Source organism: Rhizobium sp. PP-F2F-G48 (genome assembly GCF_004342335.1).
Taxonomy (GTDB): Bacteria; Pseudomonadota; Alphaproteobacteria; order Rhizobiales; family Rhizobiaceae; genus Ferranicluibacter.
In genome coordinates this window covers 79,507-101,342 of record NZ_SLVH01000011.1, presented here as the reverse complement: position 1 = coordinate 101,342, position 21,836 = coordinate 79,507, and the positions used below count along the sequence as shown (strand labels likewise).

The window sequence follows — 21,836 nt, the reverse complement described above, 5'->3', positions numbered from 1 at the left end:
GGCTCAATTCTCCCGCGCCAGAGCGCTTTCGTGCCAGCGCCGCAGCGCCAGCCAAGCCAGGATCGAGGTCAGTGCGAAGATGGCGACGCCGGTCGCCGACAGCAGCACCAGGGCAGCAAAAAGGCGGGGAATGTTCAAGCGGTACTGCGCCTCCAGCAGCCGGAAGGCGAGGCCCGAGCCTGCGCCGGCCGAGCCCGCCGCGAATTCCGCAACGACGGCGGCGATCAGCGACAGTCCGCCGCCGATCTTCAGCCCCGTCATGAAATAGGGCAAGGCCGCCGGCAGTTTCAGCAGGCGCAGCTGCTGCCAGCGGGTCGCGCCATACAGGTCGTAGAGATTGAGCAGATTGTGATCGACGCTCTTCAGCCCCTGCACCATGTTCGACAAAATCGGGAAGAACGCGACGAGGAAGGCGCAGATCATGATCGCCACCTGCGTCGAGGAGACATAGACGAGGATCAGCGGCGCGATGGCGACGATCGGCGTGACCTGCAGGATCACGGCGTAAGGGTAGAGCGCCAGCTCTACCCAGCGCGACTGGACGAGGAGGACGGCGAGAAGCGTGCCGCCGATCAGTGCGAGGATGAGCGCGGAGAAGGTGATGCGCAGCGTGACGAGCAGCGCCGGATAGAGCGTGCCCCAGTCCTTCACCAGCGTGCGCGCGATCAGGCTCGGGGCCGGCAGGATATAGGGCGGCACGGCGTTGACGCGGACATAGACCTCCCAGGCGAGCAGCGTCAGCCCGAGCATGATGGCGGGAACGGCCAGCCGGAGAAGACGGTCGCGGCTGCGCGCGGTCTTTGCCAGCCCGGCCGGCACGGCTGCGGAAACGCCGGTCATCTCAGGCTCCCTCACCGGCGGGCGGCGCATGCATCGCGCCGGCCAGCGCCTGCGAGACCGTGCGGCAGAGATCGCCATAGGTCTCGGACAGGCGGAACGCCTCGTCCCTCTCCCGTCCCTCCGGTCGCGGCAGGACCATGTCGGAGACGACGCGGCCGGGCCGCGCGCCCATGACGGCGATGCGGCTTGAGAGATAGGCGGCCTCGAAGACGGAATGGGTGACGAACACCACGGTCAGATCCTTCTCGTTCCAGAGACGCAGCACGTCGTCGTTCAGCTTCTGGCGGGTGATCTCGTCGAGCGCGCCGAAGGGCTCGTCCATCAGCAGCAGCTTCGGATCGGTCACTAGCGCGCGGGCGATCGACACCCGCATGCGCATCCCGCCGGACAATTCGCGTGGATAGGCCTTGGCGAAATCCTTGAGGCCGACGGTTTCGAGCGCCGCCATCACCCGGTCGCGCACCTCGCCTTTCGAACCGCCCTTCAGCCGCAGCGGCAGATAGGCATTGTCAAACACCGGCTTCCACGGCATCAGCGTCGGCTCCTGGAAGACGAAGCCGACATCGGCATCCGGCCGGCCGTCGCGTTCGATCCGCGAGGCGGGCCAGTCAACCGTGCCCTGCGACGGCCTTCCGAGACCCGCGATGATCCGCAGCGCCGTCGACTTGCCGCAGCCGGAGGGGCCGAGCAGGCTGACAAACTCGCCCATGCGGATGTCCATCGTCATTCGCGAGAGGGCGAGCGTGCCGTTGGAGAAGCGCTTCGTCACGTCCCTGAGCGACACGACGCTGCGGGAGGAGGAGGCCCCGGCCACTGGACCCGTCATTGCCGGGGCAGCCTTATCCGGTGTTGTGTCGTCCGGTGTTGCTGGGGTGAGTGCCCGCCGCATCGGATCAGGACTTCTTCAGGTCCATTCCGACCTTTTTGCAGGTGAACTGCAACGTATAGGACTTCTTGAAATCGAGGTCCTTCTTGACGACGTCGATGGCGGCCATTTTATCGTAGAAGTCCTTGTAATGCGCATCCGTCATGCAGCCGATGCCGCCCGCCTTGGCGTCTCCGGATTCCAGCACGTCGAATTCCTTCATCTTGGCGAGCGAGAAGGCGAGCTGCTCGTCGCTCATGTCGGGATTGTCGGTCTTGATCAGCGCGTTGGCCGCCTTGTTGTCGGCATAGAGATAGTTGTACCAGCCGATCGCCGTCGCATCGACGAAGCGTTGCACAAGATCCGGGTTTTTCTCGACCAGCGCTGTCTGCGTCTCGATCGTCGTGGAATAGGGGTCGTAGCCGGCATCGGCGAGCAGGAAGACTTTTGGCTTGAAGCCGGCCTGGCGCTCGATCTCGAAGGGCTCCGACGTGATGTAGCCCTGCTGGGCGGAGGTCTTGTCGGCGAGGAACGGGCCGGGATTGAACTGGTAGGGCTTGAACTGCTCGTCGGAAAAGCCCTTGAAATTGGCCTTCATCCACGAGAAGTAGGTCGTATAGCCTTCCTTGCCCATGAAGATCGTCTTGGCCTTGGCCAGATCGGAAAACGTATCGATTCCCGCATCGGGATGGGCGATAATGCCCTGCGGATCCTTCTGGAAAATGGCCGCGACCGTGACGAGCGGGATGCCCTCGGCCACCGCATCGAACGAGCCGAGCGTTCCGCCCATGTAGAAATCGATCTGGCCGGCGATCAGCAGGTTGCGGTTGGCAGCCTGCGGGCCACCCTGGCGGATGCTGACGTCGAGCCCGTATTTTGCATAGGTGCCGTCAGCGATGGCCTGGTAGTAGCCGCCGTGCTCGGCCTGGGCGAGCCAGTTGGTGCCGAAGGTGACCTTGTCCGCCGCCAGGGCCGGCGCGGCCGAGAGGGCGAGGGAAAGAAGGAATGCAGAGACGGAGACGTTCGGCATGGCGACAGGGTCCTTCGGGGGCCAGGGAGCGGCGGGAATAAGTTGAGCTGATGAAATCTGTGGTATTCGGCCTTCTAATGTGTAGAGTATCAGCGGAATACGATGATACTAAAAGAGGCATGCACAATTGCAAGGCATTTTTTCGGAAATCTCGGCGGCTCCCTCTTGCGGCATCTCCGCCAGCCACCCGGTGGCGGTCCCGGATATCGCACCCCCCTTCGCCGCCTATAGTCATGGCGTCGAGGTGATGGCCGGCGCCCGGCTGGTGTTCGCCTCCGGGCAGCTCGGTCTTGCGCCCGACGGGACAGTGCCCTCCGGTTGCGAGGCGCAGGCGGACATCTGCTTTGCCAATGTGAAAGCCATCCTCGCCTGCGCCGGCATGACGCTTGCGCATGTCGTCAGGATCAACGCCTATGTGTCGGCCCGCGAGCACATGGCGGCCTATATGCGCGTGCGCGACCGGCTGTTTGCCGACCATCCGCCTGCCTCCACCCTGATGATCGTCGGCGGCTTCACGCGGGAGGAATTCCTGGTGGAGATCGAGGTGGTGGCCGCAGCGCCGCCCTGCGACACCACCCGCACGACGGCAGAGGAAGCAGCGGCATGAGCACAGCGCGCAAGGTCTGGTGGGGCGATTTCGCGACCACGGATTTCACCGGCATCGACCCGATGGAGACGATCGCGCTGCTGCCGATCGCAGCCACCGAACAGCACGGTCCGCATCTCGGCTGCGGCACGGACGCGACGATTGCGCGCGGCATGCTGAAGACGCTGATCCCGCTGCTGCCCGGGGATCTCGATGTGCGCATCCTGCCGATCCAGTCCGTCGGCAAATCGAACGAGCACCTGCATGCGCCGGGCACGCTGACCATTCCGGCAACCGTGCTGATCGAGCATTGGCTGGCGCTCGGACAGTCGGTCGCCTGCGCCGGCATCCGCAAGCTCGTCATCGTCAATGCGCATGGCGGCAACGAGGAGGTCATGGGCATCGTCGCCCGCGAACTGCGCGTGACCGCCGGCATGCTGGTCGCGAAAACCTCGTGGTCGCGTTTCGGCAAGCCGGACGGCCTGTTTTCGGATGTCGAGAACCGCTTCGGCATCCATGGCGGCGATGCCGAGACCTCGCTGATCCTCCATTTCCGCCCGCAGGCGATCGACATGGAGAAGGCCGAGAATTTCGCCTCCGTCGTCGAAAGGGACGAGGAGACGTTTGCGCTGCTGCGCGCCACCGGCAATCATGCCTATGCCTGGATCGCCAGCGACCTCAACCCCCATGGCGCCGTCGGCGAAGCCGCGAAAGCCACGCGCGACAAGGGACAGGCTTTGGCCGACCATCAGGCCCGAGGCCTGGTGACGCTGCTGCAGGACATGCGCAAAGCGCCCTTGCCGGTCTAGGCTGCAGCTGAGGTTGCAACCGGCCATTTTTTAGCCGGCGAACGACCATTGTCTCCGCGCCTGCAAAGGGTCGAGGACTTGCCGGACTGTCACGCTTTCGCACAATAGGCGCGCCATCCTCCATAGGCACTGATATCCGCAGCGTCGGCCCCGATCGCGACCTGCTCGCAGAGAAAGCCCTTGGCCGATGTGCCATCGGAAAGGGCAATGGTGCCGATGCCCAAAGGGGCCGGTATCGCGGCGACGAAGCTGCCGAAGGCTGCGGGCGTCAGCCGCCAGACCTCCACCTCGATCTCCGTGCCCTGTCTTTCAGCGACCCGCACGAGGCCCGGCTTCGGCGGCACCGTGCCGGCAAGCGCGTAGAGCCGGTAGGCTGCGGATGTCCGGGCGGTGCGGGAAAACTGCCCGTCGAGATCGACAAGCTGACGGTTGAGCGGCATGCCGGAGAGATGCGCGCCGACGACGACGAGGTCGATAAGACGGTCGTTGGACATGTTCGGTTCATAAGCGACGGGCGCAGGTTGCGGCCAGCCTGTGGCACCGAGCGTGAGGCCGCTTGCGGCGTGAAGTGTTTGCCCGAGCGTTGCGAGCAGACCGTCCTTACCGGCAGGGGCAAGCAGAGTGACGCTTGCCGGCAGGCCGTCCGGTCGAGTGGCCGTGGGCACGGCGATGCCGCACATATCGAGCAGATTGACGAAGTTCGTGTAGGTACCGAGCCGCGAATTCTCGCGGATCGGCTCGGCCTCGAGCTCGGCAACGGTATAGTGGCGCGGGGCGGTCGGCACGCAGAAGAGATCGACCGAGGCGATGACGGGCGCGAGCGTCTTCTTCAGCGCCTGAAGGGCATAGAGGCCGTTGAAGGCATCGGCTGCCGACAGCGTCTTCGCACCGCCATAGATCTTGCGGGTGACCGGGTGAAACGCGTCTTCGCGGCGGTCGAAGAAGTCCTTGACCGCGGCATAGCGTTCGGCGACCCAGGCGCCTTCGTAGAGGAGGTTCGCCACGTCGTAGAAGGGGCCGAACGGGATCTCGACCAGTCTGTGGCCGAGTCGTTCGAGGGTTTCGAGCGCCTGCCCGTAGGCCGCTTCCATCGCGGTGTCGCCGAAGAAGGCGCGGTCGGCGCTGGCGGGAATGCCGATCGTGAGGACGGGCGGGGCGATGCGGGAAGCCTCGGGCAAATCGCGGGAATAGGCGTCTGCCGGGTCGGGCCGGGCCGCGACGGAAAACACGCTCCAGGCATCCTCGACCGTCAGCGCGAAGATCGAGACGCAATCGAGCGTGCGGCAGGCGGGAATGACGCCGGTCGTCGAGAGCGCGCCGAGGCTCGGCTTGAGCCCGACGATGTTGTTGAGCCCGGCGGGAATGCGGCCCGAGCCCGCCGTGTCTGTGCCGAGCGCAAACGAGACGATGCCGTGCGCGGTGGCGACCGCCGAGCCCGAGGACGAGCCGCCGGGCACGAGCGCGGGATCGATGGCGTTTTTCGGGATCGGATAGGGCGAGCGGACGCCGACAAGGCCGGTCGCGAACTGGTCGAGATTGGTCTTGCCGATGACCAGCGCACCGGCTTCTCTCAACAGGTGCACGACCTCCGCGTCGGTTTCGGGCACGTAGGCATAATCCGGGCAGGCGGCCGTGGTCGGCAGGCCCGCGACGTCGATATTGTCCTTCACCGCGAAGGGGATGCCGAAGAGTGGTTTTTCGGGATCGTAGGCGCCGAGACGTTGCGCCTCCGCCAGCACGCCCTGCCGGTCGGCCAGGTGCAGGAAGATGCCGGGATCGTTCACTGCGGCGATGCGGGCGAAGACCTGCTCCACGATCTCGGCAACGCTGCCGCCCTTGCGATAGAAGTCGGCGAGCGAAGCGATGTCGAAAGCCGGGCGTTCGCGTGTCGATCGACCGGTCATGTCCTGTCCTCCTCGAGGATCGTCACGGGCCGGTCCCACTGGATCAGCACCACGCATCCCGCTGTGCTCCAGACGGAATGCTCGGTTCCCATCGCATTCACGATATAGCGGCCTTCGCCATAATCGCCCGTCTCGTCCGACTGCACGCCTTCGAGAACGAGGATGGTTTCGAGCCCTTCATGCCTGTGGCGCGGCACCGAGGCGCCGGACTCGTATTTCAGCAGCGCCACGCCCGGCTGGTCGCCATCGAAACGTTTGATCCAGTGGATCGTCACGCCTTGCCGGAAGGCCTCGTAGGCAAGATCCTTCCAGCCGCCCGAGGGCGAGAAATCGCGTGTGGTTTCAGGCATGGGGCAGTCCTTTCAGAATGTCGTCGAGATGCGCCGTCCAGCCGACGATGGCGCCCTGGGCGCGGATCATGGCGAGGGTCGCGGCCTTGAAGTCGGGGAAGTAGCTTTCGGTCGCCTCCTCGCAGAGCAGGCATTCATAGCCGCGATCGTTGGCCTCGCGCATGGTCGTCTGCACGCAGACCTCCGTGGTGACGCCGGCAAAAACGAGCTGGGTGATGCCCTTCTGTTTCAGGATCTCGCCGAGCGGGGTCGCGTAGAAAGCGCCTTTGCCGGGCTTCTCGATCACGATCTCGCCGTCGATGGGCGCGAGATCGGGCAGGATGGCCGTGCCGGGTTCTCCGACGATCAGCACGCGGCCCATCGGCCCCTCGTCGCCGATCCGCAGCGCCGGGCTGCCGCGGTCGCGCTTGGCGGGTGGCAGGTCGGAAAGGTCGGGCCGGTGGCACTCCATCGTGTGGATCACCGGCAGGCCGGCGGTGCGAAAGCCCTCGATCAGGCGTTTCACGTCCGGCACGATCCGGCCGATGCGGGAAACGTCGTTGCCAAGGCTCGCGCCGAAGCCGCCGGGCTCTGCGAAATCGCGCTGCATGTCGATGACGACAAGCGCCATCTCGCCAAAGCGTGCCGGGAAGGCGAAGGGTTCTGCCGTGATCTCCGCCATCAGTGATGCCCCGCCATATGTGCCCCGATGACGCCGATATCGGCGCTGCGCGCCGCCGTCTCGTAGACGAGCCTGCCTTCCGAGATGACGACGATGCGGTCGGAGAGTTCGAGAAGCTCGTCCAGATCTTCCGACAACAGCAGCACCGCCGTGCCGGAATTGCGCGCCTTCATGATGCGGGCGCGAATTTCGGCGACCGCCGAGAAATCGAGCCCGAAACAGGGGTTGGAGACGATCAGCAGATCGACATCGCCCGTGAGTTCCCGGGCGAGCACGGCACGCTGCACATTGCCGCCCGAAAGGGCGGCGATGGGCGACGAGGCGGACGCCGTCTTCACCTTGAAGTCGGAGATGAGCGTTGTCGCCCGCGCCTTCATGCCGGCCTTTGAAAGCCAGATCGCCTGCCCGCCATCGGGCTTGAGGTCGAAGGTGCGGAAGGAGAGGTTCTCGCTCACCGTCATGCGCGGCGCGCAGGCATTCTGCAGCGGCTCCTCCGGGATGAAGCGGACGTTGTTTTTGCGCGTTTCCGCACGGGTCGCGCCGTAGGCCGCACCGTTGACCTCGATGGTGCCGGTCGAGGTTGGGCGTTGGCCGGCCAGAAGCTCGGTCACCTCCTTCTGCCCGTTGCCGGAAATGCCGGCGATGCCGACGATCTCGCCCGCGCGCACCGCAAGGTCGTCAATCTCGATGGTCTTCAGCCCGGAACGATCCGGCGCCTTCACGCGGGAGAGACGCAGCACCGTGTCCGCCGTGTCAGCAACCGGTGCACGGCTGTCGAGTTCGGCAAGCTTCACATCGCCGATCATCAGGGCCGCCATGTCGGCGGTGGAAAGATCGCCGATCGCGCCCGCACCGACCAGCTTGCCGCGGCGCAGGATGGAGACGGCGTCGGCGAACTTGGTGATTTCGTGGAACTTGTGGGAGATCATCAGGACGGTCAGCCCGCCGCTGTCCGTCAGCCCCCGCACGAGCCCCAGCATCTCGTCGGCCTCCGCCGGCGTCAGGACGGACGTGGGTTCGTCGAGGATCAGGAAGGAGCGACCCAGGTAGAGTTGCTTGACGATTTCGAGCTTCTGCTTCTCACCGGCGGCAAGCTCGCGCACCGGCCGGTCGAGCGGGATCCGGAACGGCATGCGTTCCATGAAGCGCGCGAGGTCTTTGCGCTCTTGTCCCCAGTTGATCACCGCCGGCACGTCCGCGCGGCTGATGACGAGGTTTTCGGCCCCGGTCAGCGAGGGGACGAGGGTGAAATGCTGGTAGACCATGCCGAGGCCGACGGTGGCGGCATCGCGCGGCGAGGCGACGGAGACCTCGCGACCATCGACCACCAGCGAACCCGAAGTCGCGTGGTAGAAGCCCATGATGCATTTGACCAGCGTCGATTTGCCGGCGCCGTTTTCGCCGAGCAGCGCATGGAAGGAGCCGGCAGGCACGCGGATCGACACGTCGTCCAGCGCCGTGAAGCTGCCGAAGCGCATGGTCATGCCGATGGTCTCGATGCCGACGGCCGTTCCCGAGGGCGGAACCGGGGTATCGCGAATGACAGGCATGTCAGCTCTCCTTTTGTCCGATGGTCTCGCGTTCCACGATGATGGCGACGGGCCCGCCGCCCGGCGGCCCCTGATGCTCCGCACCGCCCGAGACATAAAGGTCTGTCATGCCGAAGACGCCGGCGAGCACGCCGCCGACGAAAGCGCGGGCGTGACGGGTGCCGGCGATGTCGGAATCGTCCAGCATCGTGTGACGTCGCCCGCCGACCATGCCGGAGGGGTCGGGCTCCGCCTTGGCGAGAACGGCCGTGAGCCGCGCCGCGTCGGGCAGGCGCGCCCGTGCGGCTTTCACCGGGGCCGCGTCGATGGCGTTCGCCATCACGGCGTGGTCGATGGCGAACGGACCGCGCCAGGACTTGCTCATGCCGAGCACGACGATCTCGTGATCGGTCAGCTCGACGCCGGCCGAGGTCGAGGCGCAGCGGGAAAAGAGGTCGAGGCGGGCGCCGATGGCGGCGTCGGCGATCTCGCTCGCGTCGATCTCACCCAGCGCCACGGCGACGCCGAGGGCGGAGGCGCCGCGCGACAGCCCCATGGATTTCAGTGTGTCCCGGGTCGCCACCGTCTCGCCCGCAGCATCGGCCTCACCGATGCGCGCAAGCGTCAGAAGCGGGCATTTGATCTGGACGAAATGGACGTCCGCGGGGTCGTCGATACCGGCATCCGCCATGGCGGCCGTCACGCCTTGCGCGACGAGACGCACCTGCTCCCGGCGGCCGAGATGATGGAAGGGAAGGTGGGGCGTGCGCGATGCGCCGATGGCGAGCGCCGTCCCCGTCGTCCCCTCCAAGGCGTCGGCCACGGCTTCCCGGGCGAAAACCGTCCAGTGCGGCGACAGCGCGCCCTCCGTTCCGCCGGACATGACGAGGCAGGGCGCCTCGACACCCTGCCGCGCAAACAACGCCTCGAAGCTCGCCGTGGCGTAGCCGCGGGTGAAATCGTTGACGCAGCCATTGCCCTCTGTCTTGCCGAGGATGGCGACGACCGTCTCCGGCTTCAGCCCGGCGGCGAACAGCGCCTCCACGCCGGACACGTCGGCCGGACCGCTGGCCGGCACCCGCCAGACGGAGGCTTGCAGCACCTCGGGTTTCGAAGGGGCCATCAGGGCAGGGCCTCGATCAGGCTCGCGGAATTCGAGACCGCGCCGAAGACGCCGCCCTGCATCTTGACCATCTTGATGGCGGCGAGGTGGTTGCCGTAGTCGGTCGCGCCGCAGCAGTCTTCCAGCATGACGCATTCGAAGCCCCGATCATTGGCCTCCCGCATGGTGGTGGAGACGCAGACATCGGTGGTGATGCCGGTGAGGATCAGGTTTTCGATGCGTTTCTGGTTCAGGATTAGCTCCAGATCGGTGGCGCAGAACGAGCCCTTGCCGGGCTTGTCGATGATCGTCTCTCCGTCAATCGGATAGAGGTCCGGGATGATGTCCCAGCCGGGCTCGCCGCGCGTCAGAATCCGGCCGCAGGGACCGGGATCGCCGATGCCGGCACCGATGCGCTGCGAGCGCCAGCGCTTGTTGGCCGGCAGGTCGGCGAGATCCGGTCGATGGCCCTCGCGGGTGTGGATGATGTGGTAGCCCTTGGCCCGCATGGCCGCGAGCACCGCGCCGATCGGCGCGATCGGTGCCCGGACGAGCGCGAGATCGTAGCCCATGTGATCGACATAGCCGCCCTTGCCGCAGAAGTCGGTCTGCATGTCGATGATCACGAGCGCGGTATTGTCGGGCCGCAGCTTGCCGTTATAGGGCCAGGGATAGGGGTCGGCGGTGATGTAGCGTCCAGCGGCTTCGGTGATCGCATCCATGATCTTCTCTTCTATTCCGCAGCCAGCTTGGCGCTCTCGCCGTATTTCCGGGTGGGTTTTTCAAAGCCGCAGGGGGTGCCGTCGGTGACCTTCACGTCGTCCTCCCAGGGCAGTCGATAAGTCCCGGCGACGAGGTCGTGCATGTAGCTGTAGGGCGCATCGCCCGCCCCGCCGGCGACCGCGACATAGCCGCGATGGCCGAGCTGGTAGATGTTGTTTTCCACCCCCCAGCCGCGCCTCGCCTCGCGCACCAGATCCGGCCGGACCTCCGCCGTGATGATCTCGTTGACCCGCCCCGATGTGCCATGCGCGACGATCGTACCCTCGAAATTGCAGATCATGCCTTCGCCCATGCTGTCGAACGTGCCGTCCGAGCCGCACATGCAGACGCTGGCGGTGACCATGAGGTTGCAGAAGGCATTCGACTGGTTGGTGAAGCGCCAGGACTCGCGGATCGGCGCGGTATAGCCGGCCGTGCGGATCATGATCTCGGCGCCCTTGTAGGCGCATTCGCGCGCCATCTCCGGGAACATGCCGTCATGGCAGATGATGAGCGCGAGCTTGGCACCCTTCGGCCCGTCGATGACGGGAATGCCGAGATCGCCCGGCTCCCAAGGCTCGACGGGTACCCACGGGTGCATCTTGCGGTAATAGAGCTTCAGTTCGCCCTGATCGTCGATCACGATGCCGGAATTATACGGCATACCACCCGGATTCCGCTCCATGATCGAGAAGCATCCCCAGATCGCGTTCTCTTTGCAGGCCGTCTTGAAGGCCGCGACCTCGGGTCCGTCGAGATCGCACATGATCTCGGGGTTGATGTCCATGGAGAGGCCGTGCAGGGCATATTCCGGGAAGACCACGAGATCCATGCCGGGCTGGTTACGCCGGGCCTTGGCCACGAGATCGACGACCAGCTGCGTCTGGCGGGCTAAGTCCGCCTTCGTCACGGTCAGGGGCAGTTGCAGCTGCACGAGACCGATGCCGACGCCGTGTTGCGATATGTTGAGACCACCCAGACCGTTCATGGGCAAATTCCTCTATTTCGTCAGGGAGAGCTCGCCCGGTGCGCCGGACAGGGCGCGATGGGGCGAGGATGTGGCAATGAGGATGGCAAGCGTCAGAACGTAGGGCGCCGCATAGAAGAGATAGTAGCCTTGCGTCACGCCCACCGACTGAAGCGCCGGCCCGAGCGCGCCGGTGCCGCCGAAGAGGAGAGCAGCGAGGAAACAGTTGATCGGGTTCCAGCGGGCGAAAATGACGAGCGCGACCGCCATCAGGCCCTGGCCGGACGAGATGCCTTCGTTCCAGGAGCCGGGATAATAGAGCGAGAGATAGGCCCCGCCGACAGCGGCCAGTGCGCCGCCAAGCGCTGTGGCGAGAAGACGAACGCGGTCCGGAGCGATTCCCATCGCGCGGGCGGCATCGGTGGAGTCGCCGACGACGCGCAGGATAAGGCCCGGGCGCGTGTTGCGGAATGCCCAGGTGAGAAAGAGCGCCAGCAGGAAGCCGATGAAGAACAGCACGTTGATGTTCAGCGCCGCCTGCACCTGCGGGTAGGATGACCAGTCGCCGAGCGGAATGGACGGCAGCTTCGGCGCCGACGGCTGGATGAAGGGCTTGCCGAGGAAGAAGGCGAAGCCGAGCCCGAACTGCATCATGGCGATGCCGATGGCGATGTCGTTGACCCGGGGAAAGCGGCAGATGAAGCCGTGGATGAGCCCGAAGACCGAGCCCGCAGCCATGGCCGCGAGCACGCCGAGCCACGGCGATCCCGTCAGCACCGCCACGGCATAGGCCGTCATCGCGCCAAAGACGAGCGTGCCTTCGAGCCCGAGATTGATGCGGCCCGAACGCTCGGTGATGGCCTCGCCGAGCGAGACGAAGATGAAGGGCGTGGAGACCCGGATGGCGCCCGCGATGATGGCGAGGGGCACGCCCCAGAGGCCGATATCCGTCTGGCTCATGTCCGGTTTCCTTTCCGGATGTCCGGCCAGAGATCGGGATTGAAGACCTTGAAACGGCCGTAGAAGGTTTCGCAGAAGAGGATGACGATGAAGAGCGTGCCTTGCAGCGCGACCACCGTGGCATCGGGTAGCCCCATTCGCCGCTGGATCAGGCCGCCGGACGCCTCCAGTCCGCCGAGCAGGATGGCGATGGGAATGATGGCCAGCGGATTGTGCCGGGCGAGGAAGGCGACGAGGATGCCCGTATAGCCATAGCCGGCGGCGAGCGACGCATTGGCGCTGCCCTGCACGGCGGCGACCTCCAGCATGCCGGCGAGGCCAGCGAAACTGCCGGCGATGGCCGTGAAGCCGACGATGAGCCGGCCGACCGGCAGGCCCTGGATCTGCGCGGCCCGCACATTGCCGCCCGCCATGCGTGCGGCAAAGCCGAAGCGCGTTGCCTCGATCAGGACATAGGAGAGGATGCAGGCGACCACCGCGATGATCAGGCCCCAATGGACGTCCATCCCCGGAATAGCGCCGATCCTGTAGTCTGCCGGCAGGGGAAAGGTGGACGGCTTGTTGAGGCTGGCGGGATCGCGCAGCGGCCCTTCCACCAGCTGGTTCATCAGCGCAATGGCGATATAGGAGAGCAGCAGCGACGAGATCGTCTCGTTGACACCGCGATAATGGCGCAGGAACCCCACCGCGCCGATCCAGATGCCGCCGCCGAGCATCGCGGCGAGCGCCATGCCGACGAGCGCCGGATAGGGCGGGAGGATGCCGGTGAGCGGCGTGGCGATCGCCGCGGCCGCGACGCCGCCGAGCACCAGCGCGCCCTCGCCGCCGATGATGACGAGGCCGAGCCGCGCCGGCAAAGCCACGCAGAGCGCGGTGAGAAGCAGAGGGGCTGCCCGCGAAAGGCTATTCTGGAGCGAGAACCAGCTGCCGAAGCCGCCGGCATATATGATCTGGAACAGCGCGACCGGCGACTTGCCGATCGCAAGGATGAAGACCGAGAACAGGGCCAGACCGGCAAGGATGGCGCCAAGGCCGATGACCACGGGCTCTGCCCGCCGCGCCAGCCATTCGAGAGCCGGGCGGAAGGACGTGACCCCGCCGGGTTCCAGCGACAGGGCGGAATTATGGGCTTCGACTGTCATGACGCGTCTCCGTTGACGGGATGATCAGGCTTGACGGGGGTTCCGGCGTCAGACGATGTCAGGAGGTCGAACCGACGACGCCCTCGACCAGATAGGCCATGCTTTCCAGATCGATCGCGTCCTCGGCATAAGCCTTGTCGGCGGAGATCACGGCATTGCCCTTGTTGTCCTTCAGGGGGCCCTTGAATACCGAGAGCTTGCCGGTCATCGCCTCGGCGTGGGCCGCCTCGAAGGCCTTGCGGCCCTCCTCCGGCACACCGGGGCCGAGCGGGCTCATCTTGACGAAGCCGTCCTTCAGGCCGCCGCGCACGAAATTGCCGAGCTTTTCGCCGGCCTGCGCCTTCTTGATGAAATCGGCATAGACATTGCCCCAGGCCCATTCGGCGCCGGTCAGATATTTTTCGGGCGCAAGCGGGCTCTGGTTGGCGTGGTAGCCGCAGACGAAGGCGCCGCGGCCGGCGGCGGTCTCGACCACCACCTTCGGGCTGTCGACATGGCAGGTGATGACGTCGACGCCCTGATCGACCAGTGCATTGGTGGCCTCGGCCTCCTTGATGGCGAGCGACCACTCGCCGGTGAAGATGACCTGGCAGGTGATGGCGGGATCGACCGAGCGGGCGCCGAGCAGGAAGGCATTGACGTTCTGCAGCACCTGCGGGATCGGCTTGGCGCCCACGAAGCCGATCTTCTTGCTTTTGGAGGCGTGGCCGGCGGCGATGCCGTTCAGATACTGGCCCTGATGGATAAAGCCGAAATAGGATCCGGTATTGGCGGGGTGCTTGCTCTCCTGCCACAGGCCGCCGCAATGGCGGAACTGGGTGTCGGGATATTTTGCCGCCATCGCCAGCATGTGGGGATCGAAATATCCGAAGGAGGTCGGGAAGATGAGCGAAGCGCCGTCGAGGTTGATCATCGACTCCATCGTCTTCTGGACATCGACGGTCTCGGGCACGTTTTCCTCCTCAACGACCGTGATGCCCGGAATGGCCTTGATGACGGCGGCACCTTCGGCATGCGCCTGGTTGTAGCCGTAGTCGTCCTTTGGCCCGACATAGATGAATCCGACGGTGAGCGCTTCCTGCGCGAAAGCGGTCGACCCCGTAAGGCCCGGCACGGCCAACGTCGCAAGGCCCGCGGCGGAGGCCTGGAGAAACTGTCGGCGGTTCATGGAAAAGCGGTTGATCATCGTCATGTTCCCCGTGCGGCGGTGGGCCGGTGGCTGTTGGACATGAAAGTGTATGCAATGACCGTGCCACTTCATAACGCATTGGAAAGGCTAAGCGCCATGATGCGCCCAAGACAGGCATGATAAAAGTGCATGCAGTTTGAGATCAAAATGCCTATTTTTCCATCGCCACGTCGTTTGCGCTCTGACGGATGCATAAAACCTGCAGGCGCTGTCGAGGGATCATCGATTAAAGTACATCTTTTCAGTATCTTAAACAGATTATTGACATGCTCCGAGATGCCCGTCATCTGTATGCAGTGATGAGACTGACCTCGAGACGAACGTGACGAAAGCAAAACGGAAGACCGTCACCCGCACTGGAACGACCGTCGAGCAGATGGTGCGCGCGATCGCCGACATGATCGTGACCGGTATCCTGGTGCCCGGGGAGCGGCTCGACGAGCTATCGCTGGCGGCCCGCTTCGAGGTGTCCCGGACGCCGGTGCGCGAGGCCCTGCGCGAACTCGGCGCCATGGGCCTGGTCGGCCGGGAGCCGAACCGCAGCGCGATCGTCAAGACCGTCGAGGAAGCCCATCTTCACGCGATGTTCGAGGCGATGGCCGAACTCGAAGGCATCTGCGCCCGTCTTTCCGCAACGCGGATGGACGCAGACGAACGCCATGCGCTCGAACAGGAGCACCGGGCGTCGATGCAGCTCGTCACCGCCGGTGTCCCTGAGGACTATGCCGCCTACAACACGGAATTCCACAACCGGCTCTATCGCGGCGCCCATAACGATCACCTTTTGGAACTGGCGACGCAGACGCGCGCAAGGCTCGCCCCGTTCCGCCACGCTCAGTTCCGCCTGTCAGGCCGGCTTTCGAAATCCTACGAAGAACATCATCGGATCGTCACCGCCATCCTGCGCGCCGACGCCACCGCTGCCGGAAAGGCAGCCTATGATCACGTCTCGATCGTCAGCGATGCGAGCACCGTTTTCGCCGTCGCGCGCATCTGAGGTTCAGTGTCGGCACCCGAGGCGAAGGCCGATGAAGTGGCGGCGTCGGTCGGCACTCTGGCAGGACGCCTGGATGACGAGCCTTGCGCTTAGGGCTCTGACGCAGAACAGCGTGGTCGGTGGGAGTGCCATCATAGGCGCCATCGGCAGTGAGCTGGCCGGTTCCCTCCTTGGATCGCTCCCGGATCGCCTCATTCGTCTCCTGGCGGCGCACACTGCATGCGGCGGTATCAACGAAAAGGTTCGATCCTCAATCGATCGTCCTCAGACAACGATCAATCGCTCGCGCGGCATCGTCCAAGGCCGTTCTGTGGGACTTCGCCCCGGAAAGCGCATTGTGCACCTCCTCGCCGAGGATGCGTTCGATGGCCGTGTATTGCGGAATGTTTGGACGCTGCCACGTGTGGAGGAGGTTCTTCTTGGCGAGCTGATCGACGAACCGCACGATCGGTGAGCTGGCGGCGGCCTCGGGATCGGCGCTGACGGAAAATCGGGGTGCGATGGGGAAGCCATTTTTCACATGCGCCTTCATCGCCTCGCGTGACGCCATCCAGGCGATCGCGTCGGCGGCCAGTTCGACCCTTTCGTCCGGAAGGTTCGTCGGGATGCAGAACAGGAACCCGCCGATCGGCGAGGCGCGCGTGCCGCCGGGGCCGGAGGGCTGCGGCAGATATTCCACGCGCCGCTTGACCACGGACTGGACGTCATATTCGAACCGGGCCGTGCGCATGGTCCAGAAATAGCCAAGGCTCGCCTTGCCCTTCATGAAGACGTCGAGGGCGCGGTCCCAGGCCATGTCCAGAATGTTCGGCGGCGAAACCTCGATCAGGCGGCGCATGAATTCGAGAGCTGCAAGGCCGGCCTCCGACGAAATGGTACAGTGCAGTTTCTCGAGATCGACCCCCTCGAGCGTGAAGCCGGCCCGCGTCTTGCGGAGCGATATGGCCGGCTGGCCGCACGCGCCGAGGAAGAACATGAAGCTGGAAGCGATCGGCATGCCGCGCGCGCCGTCCCAGACGGCGCCATACATGCCGTGGGCGGGCGCGTGGAAATGCCGGCCGGCGGCGATCACGTCATCGAACGTGCGCGGGAAGTCGAGACCGGCCTCGGAAAACAGGTCTCTGCGGGCGGCAAGGATTTCCACGGTGCAATATCCCGGAACGCCGTAATCCATGCCGTCCCACTTGGCCGTGGACCAGATGGACGGGTGGAAGTCGAGAGGGTTGATGCCCGTCTTCTGGATCAATGCATCGATCGGCCGGATGACGTCCTTCTCGACGCACTCGCCGAGCCAGGGAATGTTGATGGCGATGACGTCGTAGTCCGAGACCGTATTCTTCCGGTTCTCGAGCACGCGGCGATAGAGATCCGGCAGGGCCAGGAGATCGAAGTTCTTGCGCGAGGCCAGATTGTTGCGAAAATCGGCCCACATATTGCGCATGGCGGAGAAGTAATTGTCGTCGTTGAGGAGAAACCGAAGCTCGATCTGGGATTCCGCCCGTTTCTGCACGAGCCGCATCGGCGGGATGATGTGCGAGCCGAGAGGCGTTCCACCGAAATAATAGTCGTCCTCCTGCTCGCCGCTGCGCAGGCCGAGGGTCTGGGCAAGCAGGGATTTCGTCTTCCCGGCATAGGCCTGGAAGGATTTGAGCAGAGGCTCGCTCGGCTGCAAGGCAAAGCTCTTGCCGGTCTGGCCTTTCGCCACTTTGACGATATAGCCGCTGTCGATCAGGCGATTGATGAGCCGCATCGAGGTCGCATAGGGAAGACCGGATTCCTGTCCGAGCGTCGAGATGGAGACGGTCTGGCTGTGGATGTGCGACTTGATGAGAAAGGTGACGATCCTCCAGACGGGATCTTCGTCGAAGCCGCCGATCACGTCCTGGAAAGGCCGCCGGGTTCGTTCCAGGAACTCGATCACCCGAAGCATCTCATATTCGTTCACGTCGGCCTCCCGCCCGTCGTGTCAAACCATCTTGACGATCGTCACACTTGTGCGTTCGCTGCCGAAAACGTGCAAGGGATATGTGGACGATCGCGAAGCGGTCATTCCGCTGGGGGACGGGACAGGCCGGCAAGCCGCTCGGCCTGTTCGAACAGGACGAAGAAGTCCTTTTCCGCCAGGCCGTCCGTATAGGCGGCCTCGTATTGCTGACGGATCATGGACGCCAGATACATCGGCACATGGTCGGATCGGGCGGCGCCGAGGATCAGATCGAAGTCCTTCATCATCTGCGAGACGGAAAACGCCGGATCGAAGTTGCGATCGACCAGCAGGTCGCGCTTGTAGGCGATCAGCGGCGAGGCGACCGCGCTTTCGCAGATGACGGACAGCATCGTCTCGACGCTCAGATTGCCTTTCAGACCCAGCGTCAGGGCTTCCCCCAGAATGGCCGAGGTCGCGCCGACGAGCGCGTTGAGAACCAGCTTGAGGTAGCGCGCCTCTTCCGCCGGCCCGACATAGAAGCAGCGGGAGGCGAAGCATTGGAACATCGGCTCGATGCGCCGGAATGTCGGCTCGGGACCGGAGGCGAGCACGGATAGCGTGCCGGACGACGCGCTGGCCGTGCTTCCGGAAACCGGAGCGCGCAGATAGGCGACGCCGAGCGCCGTCATGGCCGCGTCGACCTCCGCCGAGATCGCGGGAGAGACCGTGCTCATCTCGATGAGCGTCTGCCCGGCGGTCATCACGCTCGCGAGACCTCCGGGGGAAAAGACCAGATCCCGCAGGACGGCGTCGTTGGGGATCGTCAGGACGATCACGTCGGAGGCCGCCGAGAGATCCTCGAGAGAATGCGCGACATTCGCACCCTCGGCCACGATCGTCGCCCGGTTTTCGGGCAAGGGCTCATACACATGCAGGGGAAAACCGGCCTCAAGGACACGGCGGCTCATAGGGGCGCCCATCTTGCCGATTCCAGCCCAGCCGACCGAGAATTTGTCGCTCATTCTGTCCTCCCGTCTTTCCGGATGGCCGTCCAAAGCGAGCTTGTCGGCCATATGCTGTGAGAGCCGCGCTGCTCCACCAGAAGCGGTTCTCACAGCATAGGGCCGACCGGACGTCGGCGTTCATCCCACCGCCTCACTATGGACGGCTGAAAAGAGAATGCTCGGCCTAAAATATCCATTTCGGACAATAATGGGTTTGTGGCGCGGGACGATTATCAACTAGCCTTCGAAAGCGTTCGCAGGACGTTGCATTGGAGGAATGCGACATCCCGGCATCGCGCTACTGCCGACGGGCATCGTCCTGTCGCAGACGCGCGTCTTGCCGTCGAGTGCGACGACGGAGGAGCATCGATGGACCTGTCAGCAAGGCGGCCTTCGCGCCGAGACGTCGTCTCGCGCAGCGGAAGCCCTCGCCGCGCAAACATCGCGCAGCTTCAACGACCGGGTGAATGAGGGAGGCCGGCGACGGCGATCGTCAGGGCGATGATCGCTCAAGCGCATGTCGGGACCGAAAAGGAGGAGTCATGACGGAATCGGTACAGGGAAAGGTCGTCATCGTGACGGGTTCCGGGCGCGGCATCGGAGCAGGCATTGCCCGCGACCTCGCAGCCAAGGGCGCGAAACTGGTGATCGCCGACGTGAACGGCGACGCCGCGAAGGCTGTGGCGTCGGCCATCTCCGCCGAGGGTGGCGCGGCACATGCGGCAGCCGCCGATGTTTCCGATCGGGCCAGCGTCAAGGCGCTGATTGACGAGACGGTCTCGCGTTTCGGCCGGCTCGACGTCATGTTCAACAATGCCGGCATCAGCCAGACATGCCCCTTCCTCGACGTCACCGAGGACGACTTCAACCGCATCATGAAGATCAACGGCCTCGGCGTGCTGATCGGCACGCAGGAGGCGGCCCGGCAGATGATCGCGCAGGGCGGTGGCGGCAAGATCATCAACACGGCCTCGATCGCGGGAAAACAGGGATATCCGCTGTTTGCACATTACTGCGCCTCCAAGTTCGCGGTCGTTGCGATCACGCAGGCGGCGGCCCGCGCATTGGCCGACCACAGGATTACCGTCAACTGCTTCGGCCCGGGGGTCGTGGCAACGGAGCTCTGGCAGCAGCTCGATCGCGAATTCATGGAGCACGGCCTGACCTCCAGACCCGAGCAGGCCATCAACGAATTCTCGCAGTCCATTCTGCTCGGCCGGGTTTCCGTGCCCAAGGATATCACCGGCGTCACCACGTTTCTGGCCTCGCCGGCGTCCGACTACATCACCGGCCAGACCGTGATGGTCGATGGCGGCATGGTTCTCATCTGAGGCCATGACAGACACCATACTGGAGGAATGACCATGAAGGCGGTTCGATACTATACAAAGAAGGACATCCGCGTCGAAGACGTCCCGGCCCCGTCAGGACCGCTCGGCGACGACATGGTCCTGATCGAGCCGCTGGTCTGCGGCATCTGCGGGACGGATATTCACGAATACATCGCGGGACCGATCGTGACGCCGAGCGCGCCGCATGTCTATTCCGGCGCGACGCTGCCGCAGATCCTCGGACACGAGCTTTCGGCGCGCGTCGTCGAGGTCGGCCGGAACATCACGCATGTCTCGCCCGGATCCCGCGTCTCCATCCAGCCGCTGATCTCCCCGCGCGACGACTACTACGGTCGGCGCGGCCTGTTCCACCTGAGCGAGAAGATGGCCTGTTTCGGCCTTTCCTGGGAATGGGGCGGCATGGCGGAACGGGCAGTCGTCAACGGCTACAACGTCTTCCCCGTTCCCGACAGCGTCAGCGACGTTCAGGCGGCGATGATCGAACCGGCCGCCGTGGCGGTCTACGGCGTGGACCGGGGCGGCGTCGAGGCGGGGAGCACGGTTCTCGTCTCCGGCGTCGGCCCGATCGGCGCGCTCGTTCTGCTCGCCACGCGCGCGGCCGGTGCGACGACGATCTTCGTCTCCGAACCCAATGCCAACCGACGGGCGCTTGCCCAGAAGCTGGTCCCGGAAGCCATCGTCTTCGATCCGCGCGAGACGGACGCCGTCGCGCTGTTTCGCGCGCATACCGAGGAAGGCGTGGGCGTCGATGTCGCGCTGGAATGCGTGGGGGCCGAAGCCTCGCTCAATCTCTGCGCCCAGGCGGTCAAGCGGCAGGGCACCGTCGTGCAGGTCGGGCTTCATGTCCGCCCCGCGGCGATCGACGCGATGCTCTGGGCGCTCAAGGACATCACGGTCGAGGCCGTCTGGTGCTACCCGGTGACGATCTGGCCGCGGATCGCGCAGATGATCGGCGCCGGCATCTTCCCGGTCGAGCAGATCGTCACCGCGCAGATCTCCCCCGACGACGTCGTCGAGAAGGGGTTCGAGGCGCTGATCGATCCGAACGCGTCGCACATGAAGATTCTCGTGAACATGAAGGGCTGAGCGATGAAGCATCCCATGGATCTGACCGGCCGGAAAATTCTCGTCACGGGTGCCGCGGGCGGCATCGGCGGGGCCACGTCCCGGCATTTGGCAGCGCTGGGTGCCACCGTCATCGCGGCCGATCGCGACGCTGCCGTCGAGGCGACACGGGACGCGATCGTCGCGGCCGGGGGTCAAGCCGACCTCGTGACGTTCGACGTGGCGGACCTCTCCTCCGTGGCGGCGGCGGCGAAGGCGGTCGAGGAAAAGCACGGCGCGCTCGATGGCATCTTCGCCAATGCCGGCATGTCCTACGAGCGGACGGCCATCGACCATAGCGAAGCGGACTGGCGCACCGTGATGGGCGTCAACCTGGATGGCGTCTTCTGGACCGTCAAATCGTTCGGCCGATCGATGATCGAAGCGGGCAGGGGTGCCATCGTCATGACGGCCTCGATCGCAGGCGTGAAGGCCGTCCGGCCGGAGCTCCACGTCGGATACGACGTTTCGAAAGCCGGCGTCGCCCATATGTGCCGGGTTCTGGCCGCCGAATGGGCCAAGACCGGCGTTCGCGTCAATGCGGTCGGTCCCGGCTACACCGATACCATCATGCTGGCCGAAGTCGGCCGCACCCAGCCCGCCGTCATGAAGCAATGGCTCGACGACACGCCGATCGGCCGTCTCATCCGTCCGGAAGAGATCGCGTCCGGGGTCGCCTTTCTCCTGTCGGACGCATCGAGCGGCATTACCGGCCAGCTGCTGATGGTCGATGGCGGCTATTCGATTTCCTGAACA

At 64.9% G+C, this 21,836-nt stretch carries 21 protein-coding genes; 6 read left to right on the top strand and 15 right to left on the bottom strand.

Going from position 1 to position 21,836, the window contains the following annotated elements; translation table 11 throughout:
* Window positions 1–3: 3 nt before the first annotated feature.
* The 3 genes from C8J36_RS21030 to C8J36_RS21020 form a co-directional block, all read right to left on the bottom strand.
* Entirely contained in the window at window positions 4–840 is an 837-nt protein-coding gene (locus tag C8J36_RS21030) for an ABC transporter permease (protein WP_132537306.1), read from the bottom strand.
* Between the two features lies 1 nt (window position 841).
* Complete coding sequence (locus C8J36_RS21025; RefSeq protein WP_132537305.1) at window positions 842–1,666, bottom strand: ABC transporter ATP-binding protein; 825 nt, start codon at window positions 1,664–1,666, stop codon at window positions 842–844.
* 67 nt (window positions 1,667–1,733) lie between these two features.
* The gene (locus tag C8J36_RS21020; RefSeq protein WP_132537304.1) at window positions 1,734–2,735 is read right to left on the bottom strand and encodes an ABC transporter substrate-binding protein; all 1,002 of its coding nucleotides are present in this window, start codon (window positions 2,733–2,735) and stop codon (window positions 1,734–1,736) included.
* Window positions 2,736–2,907: 172 nt separating this feature from the next.
* Here C8J36_RS21020 and C8J36_RS21015 point away from each other — a divergent pair, with 172 nt between their 5' ends.
* Window positions 2,908–3,342 (top strand): RidA family protein, encoded by a 435-nt coding sequence (locus C8J36_RS21015; protein WP_245506683.1) that lies wholly within the window; start codon window positions 2,908–2,910, stop codon window positions 3,340–3,342.
* Window positions 3,339–4,130, top strand: coding sequence for a creatininase family protein (locus C8J36_RS21010; protein WP_132537303.1), 792 nt, complete (start codon window positions 3,339–3,341; stop codon window positions 4,128–4,130). Before C8J36_RS21015 ends, C8J36_RS21010 begins: the two co-directional genes overlap by 4 nt.
* An 89-nt stretch (window positions 4,131–4,219) precedes the next feature.
* On the opposite strand, the gene atzF is transcribed toward C8J36_RS21010, so the two are convergent.
* Genes atzF through C8J36_RS20960 form a run of 10 tightly spaced genes read right to left on the bottom strand, consistent with a single transcriptional unit; the run spans window position 4,220 to window position 14,693 of the window.
* On the bottom strand, window positions 4,220–6,034 hold the full coding sequence (gene atzF, locus C8J36_RS21005) for an allophanate hydrolase (protein ID WP_132537302.1): 1,815 nt from the start codon (window positions 6,032–6,034) through the stop codon (window positions 4,220–4,222).
* A complete protein-coding gene (locus C8J36_RS21000; protein WP_132537301.1) occupies window positions 6,031–6,384 on the bottom strand; it encodes a cupin domain-containing protein in 354 nt (117 codons plus the stop codon). Before C8J36_RS21000 ends, atzF begins: the two co-directional genes overlap by 4 nt.
* The gene (locus C8J36_RS20995; protein WP_132537300.1) at window positions 6,377–7,045 is read right to left on the bottom strand and encodes an isochorismatase family cysteine hydrolase; all 669 of its coding nucleotides are present in this window, start codon (window positions 7,043–7,045) and stop codon (window positions 6,377–6,379) included. The genes C8J36_RS21000 and C8J36_RS20995 overlap by 8 nt, the downstream gene beginning before the upstream one ends.
* Window positions 7,045–8,595 (bottom strand): ABC transporter ATP-binding protein, encoded by a 1,551-nt coding sequence (locus tag C8J36_RS20990; RefSeq protein WP_132537299.1) that lies wholly within the window; start codon window positions 8,593–8,595, stop codon window positions 7,045–7,047. Before C8J36_RS20990 ends, C8J36_RS20995 begins: the two co-directional genes overlap by 1 nt.
* 1 nt (window position 8,596) lies before the next feature.
* The gene (locus C8J36_RS20985) at window positions 8,597–9,697 is read right to left on the bottom strand and encodes a ring-opening amidohydrolase (RefSeq protein WP_132537298.1); all 1,101 of its coding nucleotides are present in this window, start codon (window positions 9,695–9,697) and stop codon (window positions 8,597–8,599) included.
* Entirely contained in the window at window positions 9,697–10,398 is a 702-nt protein-coding gene (locus C8J36_RS20980) for an isochorismatase family cysteine hydrolase (protein ID WP_132537297.1), read from the bottom strand. The genes C8J36_RS20985 and C8J36_RS20980 overlap by 1 nt, the downstream gene beginning before the upstream one ends.
* 11 nt (window positions 10,399–10,409) lie before the next feature.
* Entirely contained in the window at window positions 10,410–11,426 is a 1,017-nt protein-coding gene (locus C8J36_RS20975) for a formamidase (RefSeq protein WP_132537296.1), read from the bottom strand.
* Between the two features lie 12 nt (window positions 11,427–11,438).
* Window positions 11,439–12,365 carry an ABC transporter permease gene (locus C8J36_RS20970; RefSeq protein ID WP_132537295.1) on the bottom strand — a complete coding sequence of 309 codons (927 nt, stop codon included), beginning with the start codon at window positions 12,363–12,365 and terminating at the stop codon, window positions 11,439–11,441.
* Window positions 12,362–13,507, bottom strand: coding sequence for an ABC transporter permease (locus C8J36_RS20965; protein ID WP_132537294.1), 1,146 nt, complete (start codon window positions 13,505–13,507; stop codon window positions 12,362–12,364). Before C8J36_RS20965 ends, C8J36_RS20970 begins: the two co-directional genes overlap by 4 nt.
* Before the next feature lie 58 nt (window positions 13,508–13,565).
* Entirely contained in the window at window positions 13,566–14,693 is a 1,128-nt protein-coding gene (locus C8J36_RS20960; protein ID WP_132537293.1) for a BMP family ABC transporter substrate-binding protein, read from the bottom strand.
* A gap of 325 nt (window positions 14,694–15,018) precedes the next feature.
* Between C8J36_RS20960 and C8J36_RS20955 the strand changes: the two genes are divergently transcribed.
* Window positions 15,019–15,693, top strand: a complete 675-nt coding sequence (locus C8J36_RS20955; RefSeq protein ID WP_132537292.1) for a GntR family transcriptional regulator — start codon at window positions 15,019–15,021, stop codon at window positions 15,691–15,693.
* Window positions 15,694–15,943: 250 nt separating this feature from the next.
* Here the strand turns inward: C8J36_RS20955 and C8J36_RS20950 are convergent, their stop codons facing one another.
* Together C8J36_RS20950 and C8J36_RS20945 are read right to left on the bottom strand one after the other, a co-directional pair.
* A complete protein-coding gene (locus tag C8J36_RS20950) occupies window positions 15,944–17,638 on the bottom strand; it encodes an extracellular solute-binding protein (protein WP_132537291.1) in 1,695 nt (564 codons plus the stop codon).
* Between the two features lie 101 nt (window positions 17,639–17,739).
* Window positions 17,740–18,642: an NAD(P)-dependent oxidoreductase gene (locus C8J36_RS20945; RefSeq protein WP_165915132.1), complete on the bottom strand. Its 903-nt coding sequence runs from the start codon at window positions 18,640–18,642 to the stop codon at window positions 17,740–17,742.
* A 524-nt stretch (window positions 18,643–19,166) separates the two neighbouring features.
* On the opposite strand from C8J36_RS20945, the gene C8J36_RS20940 reads away from it, so the two are divergent.
* Genes C8J36_RS20940 through C8J36_RS20930 form a run of 3 tightly spaced genes read left to right on the top strand, consistent with a single transcriptional unit; the run spans window position 19,167 to window position 21,833 of the window.
* Window positions 19,167–19,955, top strand: coding sequence for a glucose 1-dehydrogenase (locus C8J36_RS20940; protein WP_132537289.1), 789 nt, complete (start codon window positions 19,167–19,169; stop codon window positions 19,953–19,955).
* A gap of 33 nt (window positions 19,956–19,988) precedes the next feature.
* Complete coding sequence (locus C8J36_RS20935; protein ID WP_132537288.1) at window positions 19,989–21,062, top strand: 2,3-butanediol dehydrogenase; 1,074 nt, start codon at window positions 19,989–19,991, stop codon at window positions 21,060–21,062.
* Window positions 21,063–21,077: 15 nt separating this feature from the next.
* A complete protein-coding gene (locus tag C8J36_RS20930) occupies window positions 21,078–21,833 on the top strand; it encodes an SDR family NAD(P)-dependent oxidoreductase (protein ID WP_245506675.1) in 756 nt (251 codons plus the stop codon).
* The last annotated feature ends 3 nt before the right edge of the window (window positions 21,834–21,836 follow it).

What these genes read in the sequence shown, in the direction of transcription:
- C8J36_RS21030 (WP_132537306.1), bottom strand. Translation starts at nt 840, where the DNA reads ATGACCGGCGTTTCCGCAGCCGTGCCGGCCGGGCTGGCAAAGACCGCG.
- C8J36_RS21025 (WP_132537305.1), bottom strand. Translation starts at nt 1,666, where the DNA reads ATGACGGGTCCAGTGGCCGGGGCCTCCTCCTCCCGCAGCGTCGTGTCG.
- C8J36_RS21020 (WP_132537304.1), bottom strand. Translation starts at nt 2,735, where the DNA reads ATGCCGAACGTCTCCGTCTCTGCATTCCTTCTTTCCCTCGCCCTCTCG.
- C8J36_RS21010 (WP_132537303.1), top strand. Translation starts at nt 3,339, where the DNA reads ATGAGCACAGCGCGCAAGGTCTGGTGGGGCGATTTCGCGACCACGGAT.
- atzF (WP_132537302.1), bottom strand. Translation starts at nt 6,034, where the DNA reads ATGACCGGTCGATCGACACGCGAACGCCCGGCTTTCGACATCGCTTCG.
- C8J36_RS21000 (WP_132537301.1), bottom strand. Translation starts at nt 6,384, where the DNA reads ATGCCTGAAACCACACGCGATTTCTCGCCCTCGGGCGGCTGGAAGGAT.
- C8J36_RS20995 (WP_132537300.1), bottom strand. Translation starts at nt 7,045, where the DNA reads ATGGCGGAGATCACGGCAGAACCCTTCGCCTTCCCGGCACGCTTTGGC.
- C8J36_RS20990 (WP_132537299.1), bottom strand. Translation starts at nt 8,595, where the DNA reads ATGCCTGTCATTCGCGATACCCCGGTTCCGCCCTCGGGAACGGCCGTC.
- C8J36_RS20985 (WP_132537298.1), bottom strand. Translation starts at nt 9,697, where the DNA reads ATGGCCCCTTCGAAACCCGAGGTGCTGCAAGCCTCCGTCTGGCGGGTG.
- C8J36_RS20980 (WP_132537297.1), bottom strand. Translation starts at nt 10,398, where the DNA reads ATGGATGCGATCACCGAAGCCGCTGGACGCTACATCACCGCCGACCCC.
- C8J36_RS20975 (WP_132537296.1), bottom strand. Translation starts at nt 11,426, where the DNA reads ATGAACGGTCTGGGTGGTCTCAACATATCGCAACACGGCGTCGGCATC.
- C8J36_RS20970 (WP_132537295.1), bottom strand. Translation starts at nt 12,365, where the DNA reads ATGAGCCAGACGGATATCGGCCTCTGGGGCGTGCCCCTCGCCATCATC.
- C8J36_RS20965 (WP_132537294.1), bottom strand. Translation starts at nt 13,507, where the DNA reads ATGACAGTCGAAGCCCATAATTCCGCCCTGTCGCTGGAACCCGGCGGG.
- C8J36_RS20960 (WP_132537293.1), bottom strand. Translation starts at nt 14,693, where the DNA reads ATGATCAACCGCTTTTCCATGAACCGCCGACAGTTTCTCCAGGCCTCC.
- C8J36_RS20945 (WP_165915132.1), bottom strand. Translation starts at nt 18,642, where the DNA reads ATGAGCGACAAATTCTCGGTCGGCTGGGCTGGAATCGGCAAGATGGGC.
- C8J36_RS20940 (WP_132537289.1), top strand. Translation starts at nt 19,167, where the DNA reads ATGACGGAATCGGTACAGGGAAAGGTCGTCATCGTGACGGGTTCCGGG.
- C8J36_RS20935 (WP_132537288.1), top strand. Translation starts at nt 19,989, where the DNA reads ATGAAGGCGGTTCGATACTATACAAAGAAGGACATCCGCGTCGAAGAC.
- C8J36_RS20930 (WP_245506675.1), top strand. Translation starts at nt 21,078, where the DNA reads ATGGATCTGACCGGCCGGAAAATTCTCGTCACGGGTGCCGCGGGCGGC.